At 42.1% G+C, this 21,894-nt stretch carries 16 protein-coding genes, 5 tRNA genes and 1 pseudogene; 21 read left to right on the forward strand and 1 reads right to left on the reverse strand.

The features are described 5' to 3' along the window. Positions 1-96: 96 nt before the first annotated feature. The 8 genes from OCV72_RS04705 to OCV72_RS04740 all read left to right on the forward strand — a co-directional run bounded on the left by OCV72_RS04705 (position 97) and on the right by OCV72_RS04740 (position 8,852). Positions 97-1,512: a response regulator transcription factor gene (locus OCV72_RS04705; protein ID WP_242859209.1), complete on the forward strand. Its 1,416-nt coding sequence runs from the start codon at positions 97-99 to the stop codon at positions 1,510-1,512. After that, positions 1,509-3,287 (forward strand): sensor histidine kinase, encoded by a 1,779-nt coding sequence (locus OCV72_RS04710; protein WP_055282242.1) that lies wholly within the window; start codon positions 1,509-1,511, stop codon positions 3,285-3,287. The genes OCV72_RS04705 and OCV72_RS04710 overlap by 4 nt, the downstream gene beginning before the upstream one ends. After that, positions 3,277-4,086: an ABC transporter substrate-binding protein gene (locus tag OCV72_RS04715; protein WP_242859210.1), complete on the forward strand. Its 810-nt coding sequence runs from the start codon at positions 3,277-3,279 to the stop codon at positions 4,084-4,086. Before OCV72_RS04710 ends, OCV72_RS04715 begins: the two co-directional genes overlap by 11 nt. A 32-nt stretch (positions 4,087-4,118) precedes the next feature. Then, positions 4,119-4,556 carry a hypothetical protein gene (locus tag OCV72_RS04720; RefSeq protein WP_242859211.1) on the forward strand — a complete coding sequence of 146 codons (438 nt, stop codon included), beginning with the start codon at positions 4,119-4,121 and terminating at the stop codon, positions 4,554-4,556. A 118-nt stretch (positions 4,557-4,674) separates the two neighbouring features. Next, positions 4,675-5,973, forward strand: a complete 1,299-nt coding sequence (locus OCV72_RS04725) for an ABC transporter substrate-binding protein (protein WP_055282244.1) — start codon at positions 4,675-4,677, stop codon at positions 5,971-5,973. 134 nt (positions 5,974-6,107) lie between these two features. Then, positions 6,108-6,950: a carbohydrate ABC transporter permease gene (locus OCV72_RS04730; RefSeq protein ID WP_044920163.1), complete on the forward strand. Its 843-nt coding sequence runs from the start codon at positions 6,108-6,110 to the stop codon at positions 6,948-6,950. Then, entirely contained in the window at positions 6,950-7,789 is an 840-nt protein-coding gene (locus OCV72_RS04735) for a carbohydrate ABC transporter permease (RefSeq protein ID WP_055282246.1), read from the forward strand. Before OCV72_RS04730 ends, OCV72_RS04735 begins: the two co-directional genes overlap by 1 nt. A 163-nt stretch (positions 7,790-7,952) precedes the next feature. Then, positions 7,953-8,852, forward strand: a complete 900-nt coding sequence (locus OCV72_RS04740) for a LysR family transcriptional regulator (RefSeq protein WP_055282248.1) — start codon at positions 7,953-7,955, stop codon at positions 8,850-8,852. Between the two features lie 159 nt (positions 8,853-9,011). On the opposite strand, the gene OCV72_RS04745 is transcribed toward OCV72_RS04740, so the two are convergent. Beyond that, positions 9,012-11,387, reverse strand: coding sequence for a phosphoketolase family protein (locus tag OCV72_RS04745; RefSeq protein WP_022415816.1), 2,376 nt, complete (start codon positions 11,385-11,387; stop codon positions 9,012-9,014). A 138-nt stretch (positions 11,388-11,525) separates the two neighbouring features. Here OCV72_RS04745 and OCV72_RS04750 point away from each other — a divergent pair. The 13 genes and pseudogenes from OCV72_RS04750 to OCV72_RS04810 form a co-directional block, all read left to right on the forward strand. Beyond that, positions 11,526-11,690, forward strand: a pseudogene (locus OCV72_RS04750) (family 1 glycosylhydrolase); the annotation flags it as partial. Positions 11,691-12,015: 325 nt separating this feature from the next. Continuing rightward, complete coding sequence (locus OCV72_RS04755; protein WP_055282250.1) at positions 12,016-13,179, forward strand: sugar ABC transporter substrate-binding protein; 1,164 nt, start codon at positions 12,016-12,018, stop codon at positions 13,177-13,179. A 101-nt stretch (positions 13,180-13,280) separates the two neighbouring features. Further along, the gene (locus OCV72_RS04760) at positions 13,281-14,231 is read left to right on the forward strand and encodes an ABC transporter permease (protein ID WP_022415810.1); all 951 of its coding nucleotides are present in this window, start codon (positions 13,281-13,283) and stop codon (positions 14,229-14,231) included. A 19-nt stretch (positions 14,232-14,250) separates the two neighbouring features. Then, positions 14,251-15,750 carry a sugar ABC transporter ATP-binding protein gene (locus OCV72_RS04765; protein ID WP_055282252.1) on the forward strand — a complete coding sequence of 500 codons (1,500 nt, stop codon included), beginning with the start codon at positions 14,251-14,253 and terminating at the stop codon, positions 15,748-15,750. Positions 15,751-15,760: 10 nt separating this feature from the next. After that, complete coding sequence (locus tag OCV72_RS04770; RefSeq protein ID WP_081021001.1) at positions 15,761-16,732, forward strand: ABC transporter permease; 972 nt, start codon at positions 15,761-15,763, stop codon at positions 16,730-16,732. Positions 16,733-16,804: 72 nt separating this feature from the next. Continuing rightward, on the forward strand, positions 16,805-17,905 hold the full coding sequence (locus OCV72_RS04775) for a GntR family transcriptional regulator (RefSeq protein ID WP_055282254.1): 1,101 nt from the start codon (positions 16,805-16,807) through the stop codon (positions 17,903-17,905). Between the two features lie 199 nt (positions 17,906-18,104). Further along, positions 18,105-20,297 carry a PTS sugar transporter subunit IIABC gene (locus OCV72_RS04780; protein ID WP_055195266.1) on the forward strand — a complete coding sequence of 731 codons (2,193 nt, stop codon included), beginning with the start codon at positions 18,105-18,107 and terminating at the stop codon, positions 20,295-20,297. Positions 20,298-20,328: 31 nt separating this feature from the next. Next, positions 20,329-21,174: a PRD domain-containing protein gene (locus OCV72_RS04785; RefSeq protein ID WP_081021002.1), complete on the forward strand. Its 846-nt coding sequence runs from the start codon at positions 20,329-20,331 to the stop codon at positions 21,172-21,174. Positions 21,175-21,330: 156 nt separating this feature from the next. Further along, positions 21,331-21,402: transfer RNA gene (locus OCV72_RS04790), tRNA-Glu, on the forward strand. A gap of 23 nt (positions 21,403-21,425) precedes the next feature. Further along, positions 21,426-21,498 (forward strand) — tRNA-Thr (locus OCV72_RS04795). Positions 21,499-21,524: 26 nt separating this feature from the next. Then, positions 21,525-21,598 (forward strand) — tRNA-Ile (locus OCV72_RS04800). Positions 21,599-21,604: 6 nt separating this feature from the next. Continuing rightward, positions 21,605-21,678, forward strand: a tRNA-Asp gene (locus tag OCV72_RS04805). A 44-nt stretch (positions 21,679-21,722) separates the two neighbouring features. Next, positions 21,723-21,795: transfer RNA gene (locus tag OCV72_RS04810), tRNA-Val, on the forward strand. Positions 21,796-21,894: the final 99 nt, after the last annotated feature.

The following is a 21,894-nucleotide window of genomic DNA, read 5'->3' on the forward strand; positions in this document are numbered from 1 at the left end:
TCTACTGGTTCTATCTTACTCTTTCTGAACATGAAAATACCCCCATATAGGACTTTTATATTTCATTGTCCTATATGAGGGTAGCATATCATCAGGATGAAACAGATTTCCGGACTTATGGTAATGGAAGAAATCAAGAAAGAGAACCCGGAGTGTCAGTTCGTGGTATTAAGTGCATACAGGGATTTTGAATATGCGAAGAAGGCATGTGATCTGGGGGCATTCGCATATCTTCTGAAGCCGATTGAAGATGAAAAATTACAGGCGACGATGACAGATGTCGGTAAAATCTGTGAAGATCAGATCAGAAATGAGGAAAAGTATGACCGCTGGGAGAGACTTCTGAAAAAGGACGGAGATGGATTTTTGCAGGTTGTCGTGCAAAAATATGTCCAGAACCGGCTGCCGGAAGAAAAAGTAGATGAAGTCTTCCATACGCTGCAGGATGTCATGAAGGAAGGGGACCGGTTTATTACAGTATATGCAGATCTTGATCTGGCCTATAAGATTACCAATGAACTGGAATATGAAGCCTCGAGATTTTCCATGGTCAGAATGATTGAAGAAAAGATCGCAGAGAGATTCACATACTGGAAATTCGAGAGTGAAGAAGGACATCGTACATTTATTATAAAGACGCAGGAGAACACAGCGGTACATGAATTGAAAGAACTGCTGGAAGAGGTAAAAAAAGAAGAGAACAGCCCGGTTATTGCAGCAATATCCAAACCATATAAAGGGATCCGCGGAATCAGAAGAAGTTTTGAAGAAGCACAGAGATTGTTCGCTGTTACAAATGCATCCGGAGCGGGAGTATTTACAATCCCGGAGACTGTTGAAGAAAAAGAGGAAAGCCCATATCCGGCGGAGGCAGAGATGATGGTGGTCAACAGCGTGCGGAAGAACGACGCCGTACAGTTAAAGCAGGCATTTGTACATTTTATTTACCAACTGCCACACAGAGAAGAACTGCAATGCCAGTATATGCACAAGATCATGGTAAAGACAGAATTCATGTTAAAAGACAGTTACGGGATGGACGAATCACTGAATCAGCAATTTGAAAATTATTATTCGAATATGAGAAACTTAAAGGCGGCAAAAGCGGTGGATGTCTGTTATAAGATTCTGGGAACTGCTATTGAAAAAAGACTGGAAAATGCAGAGAAGAAAGAGAATAAAGGATCAAAAGAATACATTGCAGCGGCTGTGGCATATATAGATGAACATCTGGATAATGAAGATCTTTCGATTGTATCAGTGGCGACACATGTATATCTGAATCCGGTATATTTTGGACGGGTATTCAAGAATACCTTTCATATGACATTCAAACAATATCTGTTGCAGCGTAGAATGGAGCTGGCAAAGAGACTGCTGGAAGACGGAAGAACCAGCATCGGTAATATCTGCGAGCAGGTCGGAATCAGTAATCCATCCTATTTTTCACATTTGTTTAAAGAATATACAGGACAGCTTCCGAGAGATTACAAAAGGGAATATGAAGTATGAAAAAAAGTAAAATGTCAGGAATCCAGAAAAAGTATCTGAAGTATATGTGTACGCTTCTGATACTGGCACTGGTTCTTTCCAGCATCTGTGTATGGACTTATGTCAGACGGAATATGACAGATGTGATTGTGGATAAGTATGAATTCATGAATGAGAAGATGGGGATAGCCCTGGATAATCTGTACCGGAAGACGGATGCCGTGACAGCGGAAATCATCCTGGAAAATGATGTGCAGAAGAGTCTGAAGAATAAAGAACTGCAGGAAGTAGAGAAGAATGCACTGAGCAAATATTTTGCATATATAGATCTAAATCATGTCGCTGATTACTGCTACATTGATAATAAAAGAAATGTTTACGCAAAATCCTATTCCCAGATTGGTTATTCGGATTTTCAAAGCAGCGGTCTGCGTGAGAAAATGGGGGATGAGTATGCGAAGACGCAGTGGATATGGACCCGGGATTACCTGTTTGGTACGGGGAACGAAGCTTTGTTTATCGGAAGATATGTGAACAGTATGGATTACGCACACGAACCTGGAATCGTGTATCTGAAGATGAATCAACAGTTTCTGGAAAGTGTTATGGATAAAGACAGGAAGATTGCAAAAGATGTTGCAGTGGGAATCATAAGTCCGGAAGGAAAGACTTGCATCCGGCAGGAACCGGAAGATCTCAGTATCGAAAAAAGGACAATGAAGAAGATTACGGAACTGACCAGAACGAAAAAATCCGGTGTGATCGTGCGGGGAAAAAAGATAGAAGGCGGGATTTTACAGGCATACCGGCAGGAAGAGACAGGGATGGTGATCTTTACACTGGTGCCGGATATGGTATTGAATCAGGGAATGATGCAGATATTGATCGTATTACTCACTATCTATGCGGTGATCGCAGTGTTGGCGTTTGTATTAAGTCTTTATGCATCACAGACATTTACCCGGCCGATCAGACAGATCAGTGATGCCATGACAAGTTTTGATGGAAATGATTTTACACATACCATTCAGATCCATACGGATACAGAACTGGATAAGATCGGGCATGCCTATAACGAGATGTTAAAGAATATCGAAGAGTTCCAGAACGAGGTCAAGAATCAGCAGAAAGAACTAAGAATCAGTGAGATGAATACGCTGATCAGCCAGATCAATCCGCATTTTCTCTATAATACTCTGGATACCATCTATATGCTGGCGCGGATCAACGGGGAAGAGAAGACGATGAAGATGATACAGGCACTGTCAAAGTATCTGCGTCTGTCACTGAGCAAAGGACGTGAGATTGTGACAGTAGAAGACGAGCTGGAAAATGTAAAAAGTTATATGGAGATTCAGCAGATCCGCAATGAGAATCTGTTCCGTTATGAGATCGAATGTGCAGAAGAACTGAAAACAAGGTGGATATTAAAGCTGATCTTACAGCCAATTGTGGAAAATGCAGTCAAATATGGATTTTGTGATATCTTCGAAGGCGGTCTGATAAGGATCAGTGTCACTGAACAGGCAGGACAGCTTACTTTCAGTGTCTATAATAACGGAACTCCGATGGAAGAGCAGATGGCGGAGAAGTTAAACGGACTGTCAGAGATACCGGTATCAAAAATGAAAGACAGTTTTGAAGACAAAAAACATGGTTACGGTGTGATAAATATCATTACGCGACTGCGGTTAAAGTATGGGGAGGATGTGAGATTTTTCTATGAATCGGATACAAATGGAACCGTCTGTGTTATCCAGATCCCGGATGACGGGAAAGAAAACTGTGAACAGTAGACGGATTATGGCAGCAGTGATGGTGATCGCCATGCTGACAGCACTGACCGGCTGTGCGGGAAAAGAGAATACACAGACCAGAAAAAAGAATAAAGTAGTAGAGATCCCAATGATCCTTACCGTAGATTCCAGTACCGGTAATAAGAATGAAGAGGAAGTGGTGGAGCGGTTCAACAGGGCATACAAAGGGAAGTATCATATAGATGTGGACTGGGTGATGGAGACAGAGGAAGAATACCGGAAGAATCTGAAACGTATGAATGTGACAGATGAATTACCGGCTATTATCACTGATCTGCGTATGCTTCCGTCTTTCTATCAGATGATGATCAAGAAAGGCAGGATTGAGGACCTGACACCTTACATAAACGAAGATCAGGAATGGAAAGATATGATCGAACCGTCAGTAATGGAATCGGTCCGGGAAGAGGATGGAAAGATTTATCTGGGTCCGGTCAGCACGGCGGCATTCGCCTGTTCAGGGGTTTTCTGGAACCGGGAGTTATTTGAACAGGCAGGAATCAGCAGATTTCCTGAGACATGGGAAGAATTCTGGAAATGTTGTGAGAAACTGAAAGCAGCAGGGATCACGCCGCTTGCCCTGCATACGGAAGGAACAGCATGGGCCGCAATGCTGCTTGCAACAGCAGAAGTAGCAGGAAGTGAAGAAGGTGCGGCATTCATGAAGCAATTATATCCGGATACCTATCAGAATGAACCGGGGCTGGAGATAGCCGGTACATTAAAAAATTATTCCAATATACGACCCAGGATGCATTACATAATGATTTTGACGTAGCTCATGATAATTTCGTGGCAGGAAATGCAGCGATGATACCTAATGGTTACTGGATGATTGATCAGATTCCGGAGGAAATGCAGAAAAAAGTATGTTTTTCTACATTTCCTGAAAATAAACTGATAGGCTCACCAGAGACATTCGGCTGGGCAGTTGTATCAACTTATAGTGAAAAGGTGAAAAAAGGAGCAGTTGAGTTCCTCAAATTCAGAACGAAATTGAATAAAGAACAGAAAGAAGAATTGCTGAACAGCAGGACAAGACAGGAAGGAACGCTGTTGGATGATTATCTGAAGGCTTATACGGGAAATCCACAGATTGTACCGAATTATCAGGTGAAGTGGAATTCACTGCTACAGGAGGATGTACTGGGAGAATGTCTGGCGGAACTGGCACAGGGAAAGATAACGGAGCAGGAATTCACGCAGGCAGAAGACGAAAGCATCCGGCAGTTTGAAGAAGAACAATAGATATGTTTTTTTGTATATCAGGTTGTTTTATTGATACAGGGTTTGAGCGCATTTCTGTTAATATAATGACAACGAGAGAAACGAAGGTTTCAAAAAAGAAAGGCGAGGGAAATGAATTATGAAAATGCGTAAAGTTGTATCAGCAATGCTGGTAGCAGCCATGGCAACAGGAATGGTTGCAGGATGTGGAAGCTCTTCTGACAGCAAGTCAGACAAGAAAGACGCAAAAGGAAAAGTATACTACTTAAACTTCAAACCAGAACAGGATGAGCAGTGGCAGGATCTGGCAAAAGAGTATACAAAAGAAACAGGAGTGGATGTAACAGTACTTACAGCAGCATCCGGAGAATACGAAAAGACATTAAAATCTGAGATGGCTAAGAGCAATGCTCCGACACTGTTCCAGGTAAACGGACCGGTTGGACTTGCAAGCTGGAAAGATTACTGCTACGATCTGAAAGATTCTGATGTTGCAAAACAGCTGACAAGTGATGATTTCGCACTGATGGACGGCGACAAGATGTCAGGAATCGCATACGTAATAGAAAGCTACGGAATCATTTACAACAAAGAACTGTTAAAGAAAGCAGGATACTCAGCTGATGATATCACTAACTTTGACAGCTTCAAGAAAGTTGTAGAAGACATCACAAAGAATAAGGACAAACTTGGATTCTCAGCATTTACATCCGCTGGTATGGACGGATCATCTGACTGGAGATTCAAAACTCATCTGGCAAACCTTCCAATCTACTATGAATACAAAGATGAAGGAATCGATAACACAGATGCTATCAAAGGAACATACCTTGATAACTACCGTCAGATCTGGGATCTCTACATCAACAACGCTACTTGCAAACCAACAGAACTTTCTACAAAGACAGCTGACGATGCAACAGCAGATTTCGTAACAGGTGATGCAGTATTCTACCAGAATGGTACATGGGAATATAACAACATCAAAGACGTCGGAGATGACAATCTTGGAATCCTTCCAATCTACATCGGTGTAGAAGGCGAAGAAGATCAGGGAATCTGTACAGGTACAGAGAACTACTGGTGTGTAAACTCCAAAGCATCTGAAGACGACATTCAGGCAACACTTGATTTCATGAACTGGTGTGTAACATCTGATGATGGTGTAAAGGCAATGTGCAAAGACATGGGATTCACAATTCCATTTAAGAAGAACCTGAAATCAGACAACGTACTTGTTAACGAAGCAAACAAATATACAGAAGACGGAAAGACTCCTGTATCTTGGAACTTCTCAACAATGCCATCAGAAGAGTGGAAGAACGGAGTGGGTTCTGCACTGACAAGTTACGCAGCAGATCCGACAGATGCAAACTGGGCAAAAGTTACAACAGCATTCGTTGACGGATGGGCAAAAGAAGCTGCAGCAGCAAAATAAAAATAAAAATGTAACAATCAAAATAGTTATATGAAGTGAGTAGTGGCGGGCGGTTGCAAGAAACACCCGCCGCTTTTATGAAAAAGTGCAGGGAAATGAAGCGGAGATTCTCTGCATGGAAGGAGGAATTTATTATGGAAAAATCCATCAAACGTTATATGCCGATTTTCGTGCTTCCAACGTTTTTTGCATTTATTCTTGGCTTTATCGTTCCTTTTATTATGGGAATCTGGCTTTCATTTTGTAAATTTACAACCGTAACAGACGCGAAATTCGTAGGATTTTCAAATTACATAGAAGCACTGAAAGATACGGCATTCCGTCATTCATTCTGGTATACCGTACTGTTCGCGATTGCCTCTCTTCTGATCATTAACATCATAGCATTTGCACTTGCAATGGCACTGACAAAAGAAATGCATGGAACAAATGTCTTCCGTACGGTCTTCTTCATGCCGAACCTGATCGGTGGTATCGTACTTGGATATATCTGGCAGCTGATCTTTAACGGAGTTCTTTCCAGATATGGTACCGCACTTGCTCTGAATGAGTGGTATGGCTTCTGGGGACTGATCATTCTGGTCAGCTGGCAGCAGATCGGTTATATGATGATCATCTATATTGCGGGTCTTCAGTCCATTCCTGGTGATGTCATTGAAGCAGCAGAGATTGACGGAGCAAATAAGATCCAGACATTATTCAAGGTAACAATCCCGATGATGATGCCATCGATCACGATCTGTATGTTTCTGTCAATTACAAACGGATTCAAGTTATTCGATCAGAACCTGTCCCTGACAGCCGGTGAACCGTCTAAGATGTCTGAGATGATGGCGTTAAACATCTTCAATACGTTCTACGGACGTACCGGATGGGAAGGAGTCGGACAGGCGAAGGCAGTCATCTTCTTTGCGATCGTAGTTGTGATCGGTATGATCCAGTTACGTGCAACACGTTCTAAGGAGGTACAGCAGTAATGAAGAAAAAAACAAGTAAATTAAGCTGGTTTGGAACAGGTGCATTTACGATCATCGGTATTGTATATATCATGCCGATCCTGATCGTGCTGATCAACTCATTTAAAAATAAAGTATTTATCAACAAAGAACCATTCAAACTCCCGACAAAGCAGACATGGGTAGGAATCGATAACTTCCTGTCCGCAATTGACAAATATGAACTGCTGAGTGCAGTCGGCTGGACTGTATTTATCACAGTTGGTTCCGTACTTGTGATCCTTGTATGTACTTCTATGTGTGCATGGTATATTACAAGAGTAAACAGTAAGTTTACAAAACTGTTATATTTATTCTGCGTATTTTCCATGGTTGTTCCGTTCCAGATGGTTATGTTCACCTTATCGCTGGTAGCTGACCGTACAGGGCTTCGTACACCTTGGGGAATCATCATCATTTACCTCGGATTTGGTGCAGGTCTTGCAGTGTTCATGTTCTGCGGATTTGTAAAATCCATTCCACTGGAAATTGAGGAAGCAGCAATGATCGACGGATGTACACCACTTCGAACCTTTTTCTCCGTTGTACTTCCGATCATGAAGCCGACATACATTTCCGTAGGAATCCTGGAGACGATGTGGATCTGGAACGACTTCCTGCTTCCATACCTGGTACTGGATCTGAATAAGTATAAGACAATCTCAATTGCGATCCAGTATATGAAGGGAAGTTATGGACGTGTAGATATGGGTGCTGTTATGGCAGCGCTGATCCTTGCGGTAATTCCGGTAGTTATCTTCTATCTGGCTTGTCAGAAGCATATTATCAAAGGTGTTGCAGCCGGAGCTGTAAAAGGTTAATAAGGACAAAAAAGAGATTTGGCATTTGGATATGTCAGATCTCTTTTGGAATATGTAAAAGTATATAAGAAAAGTTGACAGCGGTGGAGAATGAAGATATCACTTGACATTTTTCACTTATTTTTTAAAATATAGTGAGAGATGAAGAGGAGTAGTTTTTATTATGAATTCAAATTTTGAATATTACAAAATATTTTATTATGTAGCAAAATATGAAAATCTTACCAAGGCAGCAACGGTACTGAAGACCAGCCAGCCGGCAGTCACGCGTACCATACACAAACTGGAAAATGAACTTGGCTGCCGCTTATTTACGAGGAGTAAGACCGGAATGCAGCTAACTCCGGAAGGCCGGACATTTTATGGATATGTAGCGGCAGGATGTGCCCAGTTTTTCAAAGGAGAGAATGATCTGAGCAATCTGATCTCGCTGGAGAACGGAACGATCTATATCAGCGCTACGGAGACGGCACTTCACTGTTATCTTTTTCAGGCAATGGAAGAATTCAACAGCCTGTATCCGAATGTGAGGTTTAAGATTCTGAATAACAGTACGACAGAGTCGGTGAATGCAGTAAAAGAAGGAAAAGTAGACCTTGCATTTGTATCGGCTAACCTTCAGGTGGCAAAGCCGCTTCGGATGAAGATATTGAGAAAATACAGGGATATACTGATCGCCGGAATGCGATTTGAAGAATTGAAAGCGGGGAAAGAGGAGTTATCGCTTAAGGAACTGGTGTCGTATCCATGGATCAGTCTGACTGCAGAGACGATTACCAGACGTTTTCTAAATGAATATTTTGAAAAGAACAGTCTGACATTTACACCGGATATGGAGCTTGCGACGACGGATATGATACTTCCGGCAGTAAGACATAATCTGGGACTGGGATTCATCCCGGCGGAATTTGCGGATGCGGAACTTAAGTCCGGACAGGTATTTGAAATCAAGGTAAAAGAAAAACTGCCGGAACGTAATATCATATTGATTTACGATATGGAATATCCGCAGAGTATCGCAGCAAAGGAGTTCCAGAAATTCCTGAAAGAGAAGGGCAATTAATCTGCCAATCATGAGAAATGAGAAATATAATAAAAACCCGGAAGCTTACACAAATTCGGATGATCATAACGATCTGACAAAGATAAAAGGTATCGAATTGGAGTAAAATATGGTAAGCTTTCGGGCTTTTTATTAAAACAAACTAATTAGTAGGAATTTTTATTTATGCCACTCCCAGTTACGGATCTCTTCAAGATCCTGTCCGTATTCGGCAATGTACTGTTTGTGCTCAACCAGCTTGTCGTTCATCTTCTGGATCAGGAATGATCCCTTGTTGCCAAGCTGTGGCAAGTGCATGATAGCATCTTTTACCAGGTTGAAACGGTCGATCTGGTTCTGTACACGCATATCGAATGGTGTAGTGATCGTTCCTTCTTCCTGATATCCATGAACGGAAATATTGTGGTTGTTACGTTCGTATGTAAGTTCATGGATCAGTGTCGGATATCCGTGGAATGCGAAGATGATCGGTTTATCTTTTGTAAAGATTGCATCATATTCTGCATCACTTAATCCGTGTGGATGTTTGTGATCTGATTCCATCTTGAACAGGTCAACAACGTTAACAACACGAATCTTGAGTTCTGGCATTTCATCACGAAGAATTGTAACAGCAGCCATTGTTTCAAGAGTTGGTGTGTCACCGCAGCAAGCCATAACAACATCTGGTTCTTCACCACAGTCGTTACTTGCCCAATCCCAGATACCGATACCCTGTGTACAGTGCTTAACAGCCTGTTCCATAGATAACCACTGGCAGCTTGGGTGTTTTGAAGCTACGATAGCGTTGACATAGTTCTTGCTCTTGATACAGTGATCGAAGCAAGAGAGTAAGCAGTTAGCATCCGGTGGGAGATACATGCGGACAACATCTGCTTTTTTATTAGCGATGTGATCCAGGAATCCTGGGTCCTGATGTGTAAATCCGTTGTGATCCTGCTGCCATACATTTGATGTCAGGATGAAGTTAAGAGAAGCAATTGGCTGTCTCCATGAAAGCTGGTTACATACTTTTAACCATTTTGCATGCTGAGCTGCCATAGAGTCAACGATACGGATGAATGCTTCGTAACTTGCGAAGAATCCGTGACGTCCTGTTAACAGATAACCTTCCAGCCATCCTTCACACATATGCTCACTTAACATACCATCCATGATACGTCCGTTTCTTGCAAGACAATCGTCTGTGTCAAGAAGTCCGGCATTCCAGTCACGGTTCTGTGTTTCAAATACTTTGTATAAACGGTTAGACATACTTTCGTCAGGTCCGAAGATACGGAAGTTCTTGTTCTCTTCGTTTAATTCGAAGATGTCACGGATATATCCGCCAAGTTCGATCATATCCTGAGCCTTTGTCTTACCTGGTTCAACTTCGATTCCATAAGAACGGAAATCAGGAAGTCTTAAGTCTTTTAATAATAATCCACCATTTGCATGTGGGTTAGCTCCGAGACGGGCATCTCCCTTAGGTGCAAGTTCCGCAAGTTCTGGGATCAGGTGTCCGTTTTCATCGAAGAGTTCTTCCGGATGATAGCTTTCCAGCCACTCTTTTAAGAGTTCCAGATGTTCTGGACTTTCCATTGTAAGTGGTACCTGATGTGCACGGAAAGATCCTTCAATCTGCTGTCCATCTACAACCTTTGGTCCAGTCCATCCCTTTGGTGTACGCAGAACGATCATTGGCCATACCGGACGCTCTGGATCGTTGTTCTCACGTGCATTTTTCTGGATTGCTTTGATCTCTTCGATAACAGTATCCATTGTTTCTGCCATCTTCTTGTGCATTGTCATCGGATCATCGCCTTCTACGAAGTAAGGTTTCCATCCACATCCTTTGAAGAAGTTCTCAACTTCCTCGTGGGAAATACGAGAGAAGATAGTAGGGTTACTGATCTTATATCCATTTAAATGAAGAATTGGAAGTACAGCACCGTCTGTAACTGGGTTCAGGAACTTGTTAGACTGCCATGAAGTAGCTAACGGTCCGGTCTCAGCTTCACCGTCACCAACAACAACAGTTGCGATCAGATCCGGGTTGTCGAATACAGCACCGAATGCATGAGCGATAGAGTATCCAAGCTCTCCACCTTCGTTGATAGATCCTGGTGTCTCTGGTGCACAGTGACTCGGAACTCCACATGGGAATGAGAACTGCTTGAACATCTTCTTCATACCTTCTTCATCCTGGCTGATGTTCGGATATACTTCGCTGTAAGAACCTTCCAGATATGTATTGGCAATTAAGAAGTTTCCGCCATGTCCAGGACCTGATAATAAGATCATATCCAGATCATAACGTTTGATCTCACGGTTGCAGTGTACATAGATAAAGTTCTGTCCTGGGACAGTTCCCCAGTGCCCAACGATTTTCTTCTTGATCTGATCCATTGTAAGTGGTTCTTTTAATAATGGATTGTCAAGAAGGTATAACTGACCGGCTGACAGATAGTTGGCAGCACGCCAGTAGGCATTCATCTTTTCAAGCATTTCCTGGGATAACGGCTGTTTCTCAAGACATGTTTTTGTGTCTTCCATATTCATACCTCTTTCTTAAAAATAATTTTTTGTGTTATTTTTTTAACCATTTGTAGAATAACACAATGAAAAGTATGCGTAAAATAGCAATTATGCATTGCAAATATAAGTTTTTGGTATGGATGGAGGAAAAGACTGGGCTGGCAGATTGACCCGGTAGGAGTGCGTTATGCGCTGGTTACATTATATGAACATTATGAAGTACCATTATTTATAGTAGAAAATGGTTTAGGAGCAGTTGATATCTTGAAAAAAGATCATACTTGTGATGATGGTTACTGTATTGCATACCTGAAAGAATATTGCTATTTATAAGATTAAATGCAACTTAGGTTGCTGTTTTGTAAAAATAATACAAGTGAGTACAAAATAAAAGTTGTATTGTACTATAAAGAAAGTATGAAAGAAATGAAGAAAAATGCACAAAAAATTCATTCTTTGTTCATAATTATTGAAACCAAGACTGTCAAAACGCACAAAAAACGGTTTTGACAGATGAAAACACCATGAAAAGCGCTATGAGACAGTACAACTTTGTTGAAAAAAATGGTTGTATTTTATTGCAAAACGATACCAGTTAAGTATATAATCTAATCATCAAATAAATACAGAAAACGGAGGAAACATTATGAAGAGAGTTCTCAAAAAAGTAACAGCAGCTCTTTTGGCAGCAACAATGGTAGTTGGACTTGCTGCATGCGGAAACGGTGGAAGTTCTGATGACAAGAGCAGCAAGAGCAGTAAATCAGGAAAGGTTAAAATCGGAGTTTCTATCTGGTCTTCAACAGACGTTCTTGGATCACAGTGTAAGAAGATGCTGGATGCAGCAGCTAAAGCACTGGATGTAGAAGTACAGTATGTTGACCAGGGACATGTATCTGAGAAAGTTACAGCTTCTGTAGAGCAGTTAGCAGCAGCAGGATGCCAGGGAATCATCATCTGTAACTCATCTGATACAGAGATGACATCAGCAATCAAGACATGTAATGATAATAAAGTATATCTTGCACAGTTCTTCCGTGTAATCAGCAAAAAAGACAGTGCAGATATCTACAAAGCAGCAAAAGATTCCGCTTACTACATCGGAGCAGTTCATGAAGATGAACCTGAAAACGGTGCAGAACTTGTTAAGATTCTTCTTGACAAAGGTGATCGTAACATCGGTCTGATCGGCTGGGAGCAGGGAGATGCTACTTGGCTTGGAAGATGGGAAGGTTACAAAGCCGGAGTTGAAAAATGGAACAAAGAAAACCCAGACGACAAAGCAAAAATTTCTGAGCCACAGTACGCTGGTACAACTTCAGAAGGTGGATCAAAAGCCGCTGAAGCTTTAATGGCAGCAGATCCTAAGCTTGATGCATTGATCCCAGCTGGTGGTGGTGGAGATCCACTTCAGGGAGCAATCGCAGCAGTTGAACGTGCAGGAAAGACTCAGGACATCGATATCGTTTCTACAGACTTCCTTCCAGACCTTGGAGAAAGACTTCAGAACGGATCAATGGCCGGTGAATCCGGTGGACACTTCTGTGACCCACTGATCGCATTCATGATGGTTTACAATGCAGTCAAAGGTAACTACAAAGACTTCGCTGGTAAATTCGAAGATGTTCCATTCCCATACTTGTATGTATCATCAGCAGAAGACTATGCAGCATACGAGAAATATTTCGTAGATCAGCTTCCATACACAGACGATGAATTAGTAGCTATGTCTAAAGAAAGTATGAAAGAGCTGAAAGCTACTGCAGCAAGCGTATCTATCGCTGATGCAGAGAGCCGTGCCGCTAAATAAGACGGACACAAGATAACAGAAAATAATTTGGGGAGGGTGACGTCGCAAAAAAGGCGATGCCACCTTCTCTTTTAAAAAGATAATAAGAAGAGGTAGATAATATGGGCACTACTAAAAAACTCTCAGGAAAGACAATGGGGTATGTAATCCTGATCGGTCTTGTGATTGTTTCCTGGGTAATCTTTAAAATATTGACACCACATAACTTCGGCTCATTTTCCAATATGCTCAATTACTTTCAGGCCAGTCTGATTGCCACTGTAGGTGCGGTTGGTTTCTATTTCGTAATGGTAATGGGAATGTTCGATTTCTCTATTGGTGCAAACATCATGCTTTCCGCAATCGTTGGTTGCGTATTGGCAACAAAATTTAATTTAGGATATTTCGGACTGATCGTCGGAGGTATTCTTACAGGTACAATCGTTGGTTTATTAAACGGAATTTTCTATGTGAAATTAAGAATTCCATCTATGATCGTTACAACAGGTCTGGCACTTATCTATGAGTCGCTGGCAAACTACATGGCAGGTGGTGTAGAACAGACACTTCCGGCACACTTAAGAGCATTCGGACGTATGCCATGGGATATCATCCTTGCATTGGTAGCATGCGTTGTTGCTTACATATTCTTAAACTACACTAAAATCGGAACTTATACTTATGCGATCGGAAGTGACGAGTTCGTTGCTAAGAACATGGGTATTAATGTTAATAAATACAAGGTACTTGCATTCATCTTAAGTGGTGCGTTCCTTGGAGTAATGGCAATTCTGACAATCAGTTATGGTTCTTCAATGGTAGCGGTTACCGGTATGGCATCTATGAGCCGAAACTTCGTACCGACAATGGGATGCTTCTTCGGTCTGGCATTTAAGAAATATGGTATGCCGCTGCAGGCTATTATCATCGGTGAATTCGTAATCAATATTATTTTCTTCGGTTTCATCGCACTTGGTGCTCCTACAGCGATCCAGGACGTTATTACAGGATTTGCACTGCTGATTATCGTTACTCTGACAACAAAGGTTACAAAAGGCGAGATTGTCAAGTAATAGAAGGAGGAAGACAGCAATGAGTGAAGTGAGATTACAGGTAAAACATGTTTCTAAAAACTTCGGTATCACGAAGGCGTTGAAAGATGTGTCATTTAATATCAATAAAGGTGAGGTTCACGCACTGATCGGTGAAAATGGATCCGGTAAATCAACAATGACAAATATGTTGACAGGAATCTATACACTGGAAAGTGGACAGTTCATTCTGGATGGAAAAGAAGTTCATCCGAAGAACCAGGTAGAAGCAAATGAAGAAGGTATTTCTATCATCGTACAGGAACTTGGAACTCTTTCCGGACTGACGGTAGCAGAGAATATCTTCCTTGGACATGAAGATCAGTTCGTTCATCTGGGGATCAAGAATACCGCAGCAATGAACAAAAAAGCAAATGAGCTTTTACAATCCTATGGATTTGATAAGATCAAAGCAGGAGATATGATTGATGATTATAATTTCGAAGACCGTAAACTGGTTGAGATCGTAAAAGCTACATATTTTAATCCTAAGATCGTCGTTGTCGATGAGACGACAACTGCTCTTTCGCAGGAAGGACGTGAAGAACTGTACAAACAGATGAATCGTGTCCGTGACAATGGAAATACGGTTATCTTTATTTCCCATGACCTTCCGGAAATTCTTGACAAATCCGATACAATCACAATCCTCCGGGATGGTGTATATATCGATACGGTTAAAAGTGCAGATGTGAACGAAGATGATCTGAAGAAGCTGATGGTTGGACGTGAGGTAACAGGTGATTACTATCGTTCAGACTATGGTGAAAAAGTATCAGATGAAGTTGTATTATCCGTAAAGAATGTTACAGTTCCAGGACTGATCGAAGATATCAGCTTTGATTTACACAAAGGAGAGATCCTTGGATTCGGTGGTCTGTCAGAATCAGGTATGCATGAGATCGGTAAAGCAATCTTCGGTGCATCTTATGACAGAGAAGGTGAAGTTGTTCTGGCTGACGGAACACACATCAACGATATTCCTACAGCAATTAAGCACAGCGTTGCTTATACATCCAAAGACCGTGACAATGAGTCGGTTGTGCTGAATCAGAGTATCGGTGACAACATCTGCTTACCATCATTAGATGAACTTGCTAATAAAGCACATATATTAAGCGATAAGAAACGTAGAGAGTTTGCCGATAAATATGCAAAACAGATGTCTGTAAAGATGAATGATGTAAACCAGTTCGTTTCAAATCTGTCCGGTGGTAACAAACAGAAAGTTGTTCTTGCAAGATGGATCGGAAAAGATTCTGATATCGTTGTTCTGGACAGTCCTACCCGAGGAATCGATATTAAGGTAAAACAGGACATCTATCAGTTGATGAACCAGATGAGAAAGAACGGTAAATCCATCATCATGATCTCAGAAGAGTTGATGGAACTGATTGGTATGAGTGATCGTATCATTATTATGAAAGATGGAAGTATCAGTGGAGAACTTGAACGTAATCAGAACCTGGATGAAAATGGTCTGATTTCGATGATGGTATAAGGAGGCAACTATGGGAAGTCAAGTAAGTGCAAAAACAAACGATAAGGAGCAGCAGCTTAAGAAAGCGTCTAAGATGGCGATGGTTCGTGCGCTCCTGCCAATCGTAGGATTGGTTGTTATTTTCCTGCTGTTCAATGTCCTGACAGATTTCCGTATGATGGGAAATATGTCACTGGCATTTTCGCAGGTATATGTTACAATGATTGCAGCTATGGGCGTGTTCTTTATTATGACAATGGGCGGCCTGGACTTTTCTCAGGGATCTATCCTTGGAATTGCTTCAATCGTTGTATGTATTCTTTCAAAACATGGAATTGCAATTGCAATTCTTGGTGGTATTGCATCAGGTGCGATCATCGGTGCGATCAACGGATTCTTCTATGTATACCGTAAGATCAAATCATTCATTGTTACAATTTGTACCATGTTCTTATTCCGTGGATTTATCAAATATATGACAACGAATGCACCCGTTTCCGGTTCTGCAACATTGATCAATTATGACAGTACAGGATTCAAAGTGGCTTGTACAGTAGTTGTTCTGGTTATTGGATTTATCGCATTCCGTTATACAAAATTCGGAACATATTTAAAAGCGATCGGAGCCGGTGAAAAAGCAGCAATGTTCTCAGGAATTCGCACAGACAGAATGAAATTCCTCATGTATGTACTGGCAGGTGCACTGACAGGATTTGCAGCATTTATCAACGTTATCAAGGTTGGATCTGTTACATCTTCCGGTGGTAACCAGTTAGAGACACAGATTCTGATCGCTCTGGTATTAGGTGGTATGCCTATTTCCGGTGGAGCCAAGGTAAGATTTGAAAATATCGTTGTTGGATCTCTTCTTTACGTCGTACTGAACAGTGGATTGACAATGATGGGATTCTCAACACAGATGATGCAGCTGATCCAGGGAGTTGTATTCCTGATCTTCGTAGCAGTATTCGCAGACCGTGAATCACTTACAGTTATCAAATAATAAAATTATTTATTCATTACGGGCAAAGGCATTCTTTAATGTTTTTGCCCGTAATTGGTATATGGAGCATTTATGAAGAATACGAATCAGGAAGGTCTGAAATATCAAAAATTATATAACTGGGCACATACACTGATCACCAGTGGTGTGATCAGGAACATGGATAAATTCCCATCAGAGCCGAGTCTGCAGAAGAAGTTCGGGTATTCCAGGCAGACAGTAAGAACGGCTTTGCAGCAGTTGGAAGAAGAAGGGCTGATCACCCGGGTGAGGGGGAGCGGAACATATGTGTCTTATGAAGGACAGATGATAGATGATGACCGGCCGAGAGTAGGACTGCTGCTTAGCTATTATTCGGAATATCTCTTCCCGGAGGTGTATGACGGCATAGAAGCTTCCCTGAGTGAAAAGGGGTATCGTATTGATGTGGCAGTTACCAAGAACCGTCTGAACGATGAAGCGGTTTATCTGGAGAGTATGCTGAAGAATAACGTCTCGGGTCTGATCATTGAAGGTTCACGTTCTGCATTTCCGAATCCGAATCTGCGTCTGTTTGAAGAAATTAAGAAGCGGAATATACCGACAATCTTTATACACAATCATTATGAAAATATGTCTTTTGACAGTGTAGAGATGTCGGACACCAGATCGGCCTATGAACTGACAAAGACGCTGATCGAACATGGGCACAGAAAAATCGGAGGAATTCTGAAATATGATGATATGCAGGGGATTGCACGTTATAAGGGGTTGATCCAATGCATGTCGGATTATGGAATTAAATATGACGATGACTGCATCAGATGGTATTCTACCAGAGAGATGGAAGACAAGTTCGGTAAGAAAGGACTTACTCATATTTACCGTCACACCAGAGAGTGTACAGCGATGATGATCTATAATGATGAAGTGGCGAGAGTGTATTTGGAATTTCTGGATGAGAGAGGGATACACGTTCCGGAAGATCTGTCGGTAGTATCTTTTGATGATGCGGAGCTGATGGATAATACAGATGTTAAAGTACTGTCCGCCATACATCCGAAAAACAAGCTGGGATATATTACAGGGAATCATCTGTTGCGTATGATGGATGATGAAGACTGGCAGACAAAAAATTATGCATACCGTTTTCCGGTGAGAATAAATGATGGTAATTCCGTGAGAAAATTGTAGAAGTTAATCTTGACAGGAAATGGGAAAAAGAGTATTATACAAATATAGTATGTTACTTGTTAGTAAACGATGAACGAGGCATTAACTATGTGTAAATTATTAAATGTATTTATGCAGAGTTAGTGCCTTTTTTGTGTTAATAAGTTGATAAAAAGGAAAGACTATGCATAGATACACGTACAAAGAAAAGGAGAAAAATATGAAAGACAAAATCTTTGGCGTATTGCAAAGAGTAGGGCGCAGCTTCATGCTCCCGATCGCAATCCTCCCGGTAGCAGGATTGCTTCTCGGTCTTGGCAGCTCATTTACCAATGCCACAACCATTGCAACTTATGGACTGCAGGGAATCCTGGGAGAGGGAACAATCCTTCATTCGCTGCTGATTATTATGAACAAGGTTGGAAGTGCGATCTTCGATAACCTTCCACTGATTTTTGCCGTTGGTGTAGCCATCGGAATGGCAAAGAAGGAAAAAGAAGTTGCAGCATTATCAGCATTGATCGCATACTTTGTTATGCATATTTCCATTAACAGTATGCTGGAAATCAGCGGGAAGATCGCAGCTGACGGAACCATTTCCAAGAATGTCCTTGAAGGAACGATCGCTTCTGTGTGTGGAATCAATACACTGCAGATGGGTGTGTTCGGCGGTATTATTGTAGGACTTGGAGTTGCGGCGCTTCATAACCGTTTCCACAAGATTGTACTGCCAAATGCATTATCATTCTTTGGCGGTTCAAGATTCGTACCGATCATTTCAACAATTACTTATATGTTCGTCGGAATCGCAATGTATTTCGTATGGCCGGTTGTGCAGAACGGTATCTATGCACTGGGCGGTCTGGTAACAGGAACCGGATATTTCGGAACACTGATCTTCGGTATTGTAAAACGTGCGCTGATCCCGTTCGGACTGCATCATGTGTTCTACCTTCCGTTCTGGCAGACCGCTGTCGGCGGAACGATGGAAGTTGGCGGAAAACTGATCCAGGGTGGTCAGAATATCTTCTTCGCACAGCTTGCCGATTCTGCCAATATTACACATTTCAGCGCGGATGCGACAAGATATTTCTCCGGTGAGTTCATCTTCATGATCTTCGGACTTCCGGGAGCGGCACTTGCTATGTACCGTACGGCAAAACCAGAAAAGAAAAAAGCGGCAGGCGGACTGCTTCTTTCCGCAGCACTGACATGTATGTTAACAGGTATCACAGAGCCTCTGGAGTTCTCGTTCCTGTTTGTGGCACCGGTTCTGTTCGCAGTACAGGTTGTACTTGCAGGTAGTGCATACATGATTGCACATATCCTGAATATTGCAGTAGGACTGACATTCTCCGGCGGATTCTTAGATCTTCTGTTATTCGGTATCCTTCAGGGAAATGCGAAGACAAGCTGGATCAGAATCATTCCGGTAGGAATTATCTATTTCTTCCTGTATTACTTTATCTTCTCATTCCTGATCAAGAAGTTAGATCTTAAGACACCGGGTCGTGAAGATGATGATGCAGAGACAAAACTTTATACAAAAGCAGATGTCAATGCCAAAAAAGCAGGAAATACAGAAGCAGGTACAGAAGGAACTTCCGAAGATTCGCTTAGTGCGGAAATTACAAGAGGACTTGGAGGCTCTGCGAATATCGAAGACGTAGACTGCTGTGCGACAAGACTTCGTTGTACGGTAAGCAATGCAGATCTGGTAAATGACGGAATTTTGAAAGCAACAGGTGCATCCGGCGTGGTCCATCGCGGACAGGGTGTACAGATCATTTACGGACCGGGTGTGACGGTTATTAAGGCGAACCTGGAAGACTATCTGGAACATGCGCCAAAAGAGCTGTATGAGCCTCAGAAAGACGCAGAAAGTACTGGTCAGAACATATCAGAAGATGATAAAATAGAAACCAAAGCAGAAGAAAAGAAAATTGTAGATACAATCGTGATCTCAAGTCCGATCACAGGAGTTGCGGCAGACCTTTCCACAACGCCGGACGAAGCATTTGCCGGACGTATGATGGGTGACGGTGCTGTTGTAACACCGGAAGATGCGATCGTAAGAGCACCGGAAGATGGAGAAGTATGCTTCGTATTCGATACCAAGCATGCGATCGGATTCATGACAGAGTCCGGAGTGAGCCTTCTGATCCATGTCGGTATTGATACCGTAAAACTGGACGGAAAAGGATTCGAATGCTTCGTTGAGAACGGACAGACGGTGAAGAAGGGTGATCCGATGCTGAAGTTGGATCTGGATTACCTGAAAGCAAATGCACCATCGGTAGCATCACCGGTTCTCTGTACAGAGCTTGAAGATAACCAGAAGATCCGCCTTCTGAATGAGGGAGAGATCAAGGCAGGAGATGAGCTTTTCGCAATTGATATCTACGAAGCGTAAAAGAATGTAATGTGGAGATACAAGTGGGGATATGATGTACAGGATAGAGAAAGTTTTAAATCATAATACCGTAATAGCCATCCATCAGGACGATCATAAAGAAGTCCTGATCATGGGAAAGGGAGTAGGATTCGGCAGAAAAGTTGCAGAAAGAATCAAAGTAAGACCAGAAGACCGTTTATATTCTCTCCAAAAATATAAAGAGCGGGGCGGGGCAAAAGAAATCGTAAAGTCTATCGCACCGGAATTTCTGGAACTGACGAATGCTGTGCTCGACGAGGCTGAAAAGGTATTTGGGAAGATTGACCGTATGGTACTATTCCCACTTGCAGACCATATTGCATTTGCAGTAAAACGTATTCAGAATCATGAGCAGATCAGTAATCCGCTCACAGAAGACATCCGTGTGTTATTCCATATGGAATTCAAGGTGGCGGAAAGTATCCGGCCTCTTTTGAAAAAGCAGTTTCAGATCGATATAGAAGACGACGAGATCGGATATGTGGCACTTCATATCCATTCGGCAATAGAAGACGAGAAAGTATCACAGGCAATGCAGATGGCAAGATCTGTCAGGGAATGCATCAGTATGGTAGAAGAAGCGATCGGAAAACCAATCGATATTGCATCATTATCTTACAACCGTCTGATGAATCATATCCGTTATATGGTGGCAAGAGCCTTGAGCGGTGAGAAGCTGAAGGTGAATATGAACGACTATATGGAAGTGAAATTCCCGGAATCTTTTGGGATGGCACAAGTTATCTGCGACCAGGTAGGTACGAGTCTGGGAGTAAAGCTGGAAGAAGTAGAGACAGGATATCTGGCAATGCATATTGAAAGAGTTGCCAATGACGAACGTGAAATAGAAGAATAGTACACTTCGGAAAAAAAGCGGAAAATACACAAAAATAAGTTTTTTTGAAAAAAATAAAAAAAATTCAAAAAAACACTTGCAAAAGATATTGTGTTATGATATTATAAATCTCGGTCACGCAAGAGAAATAAAAACACGAAGCAGTGACTGAGATATGGCTCCATGGTCAAGCGGTTAAGACATCGCCCTTTCACGGCGGTAACACGGGTTCGATTCCCGTTGGAGTCATTACCTAAGTAATTAGGTAAAATGCCGATGTGGCTCAATTGGCAGAGCAGCTGATTTGTAATCAGCAGGTTATCGGTTCGAGTCCGATCATCGGCTTAGTCCTTACGGGACTTAAAGATTTTGGACCTTTAGCTCAGTTGGTTAGAGCAATCGGCTCATAACCGATCGGTCCTGGGTTCGAGTCCCCGAAGGTCCATGAAATGGCCCAGTGGCTCAGTTGGTTAGAGCGCCGCCCTGTCACGGCGGAGGTCGAGAGTTCGAGTCTCTTCTGGGTCGCTTGCTTGTCACTTTTAGTGAGCAGGCGATAAACAATTAAATATGGGATCATAGCTCAGCTGGGAGAGCATCTGCCTTACAAGCAGAGGGTCATAGGTTCGAGCCCTATTGGTCCCATTTCGTGATAGTAAGTTATCACGATTTGCAAGTAGTGTAATCACGAAATGTGACGCGATGCTTCGCATCGATGCACACAACTCCTTCGGAGTTGGCGCG

This window comes from Dorea amylophila, from assembly GCF_025567265.1.
In the GTDB taxonomy this organism is placed as follows: Bacteria; Bacillota; Clostridia; order Lachnospirales; family Lachnospiraceae; genus Dorea_A; species Dorea_A amylophila.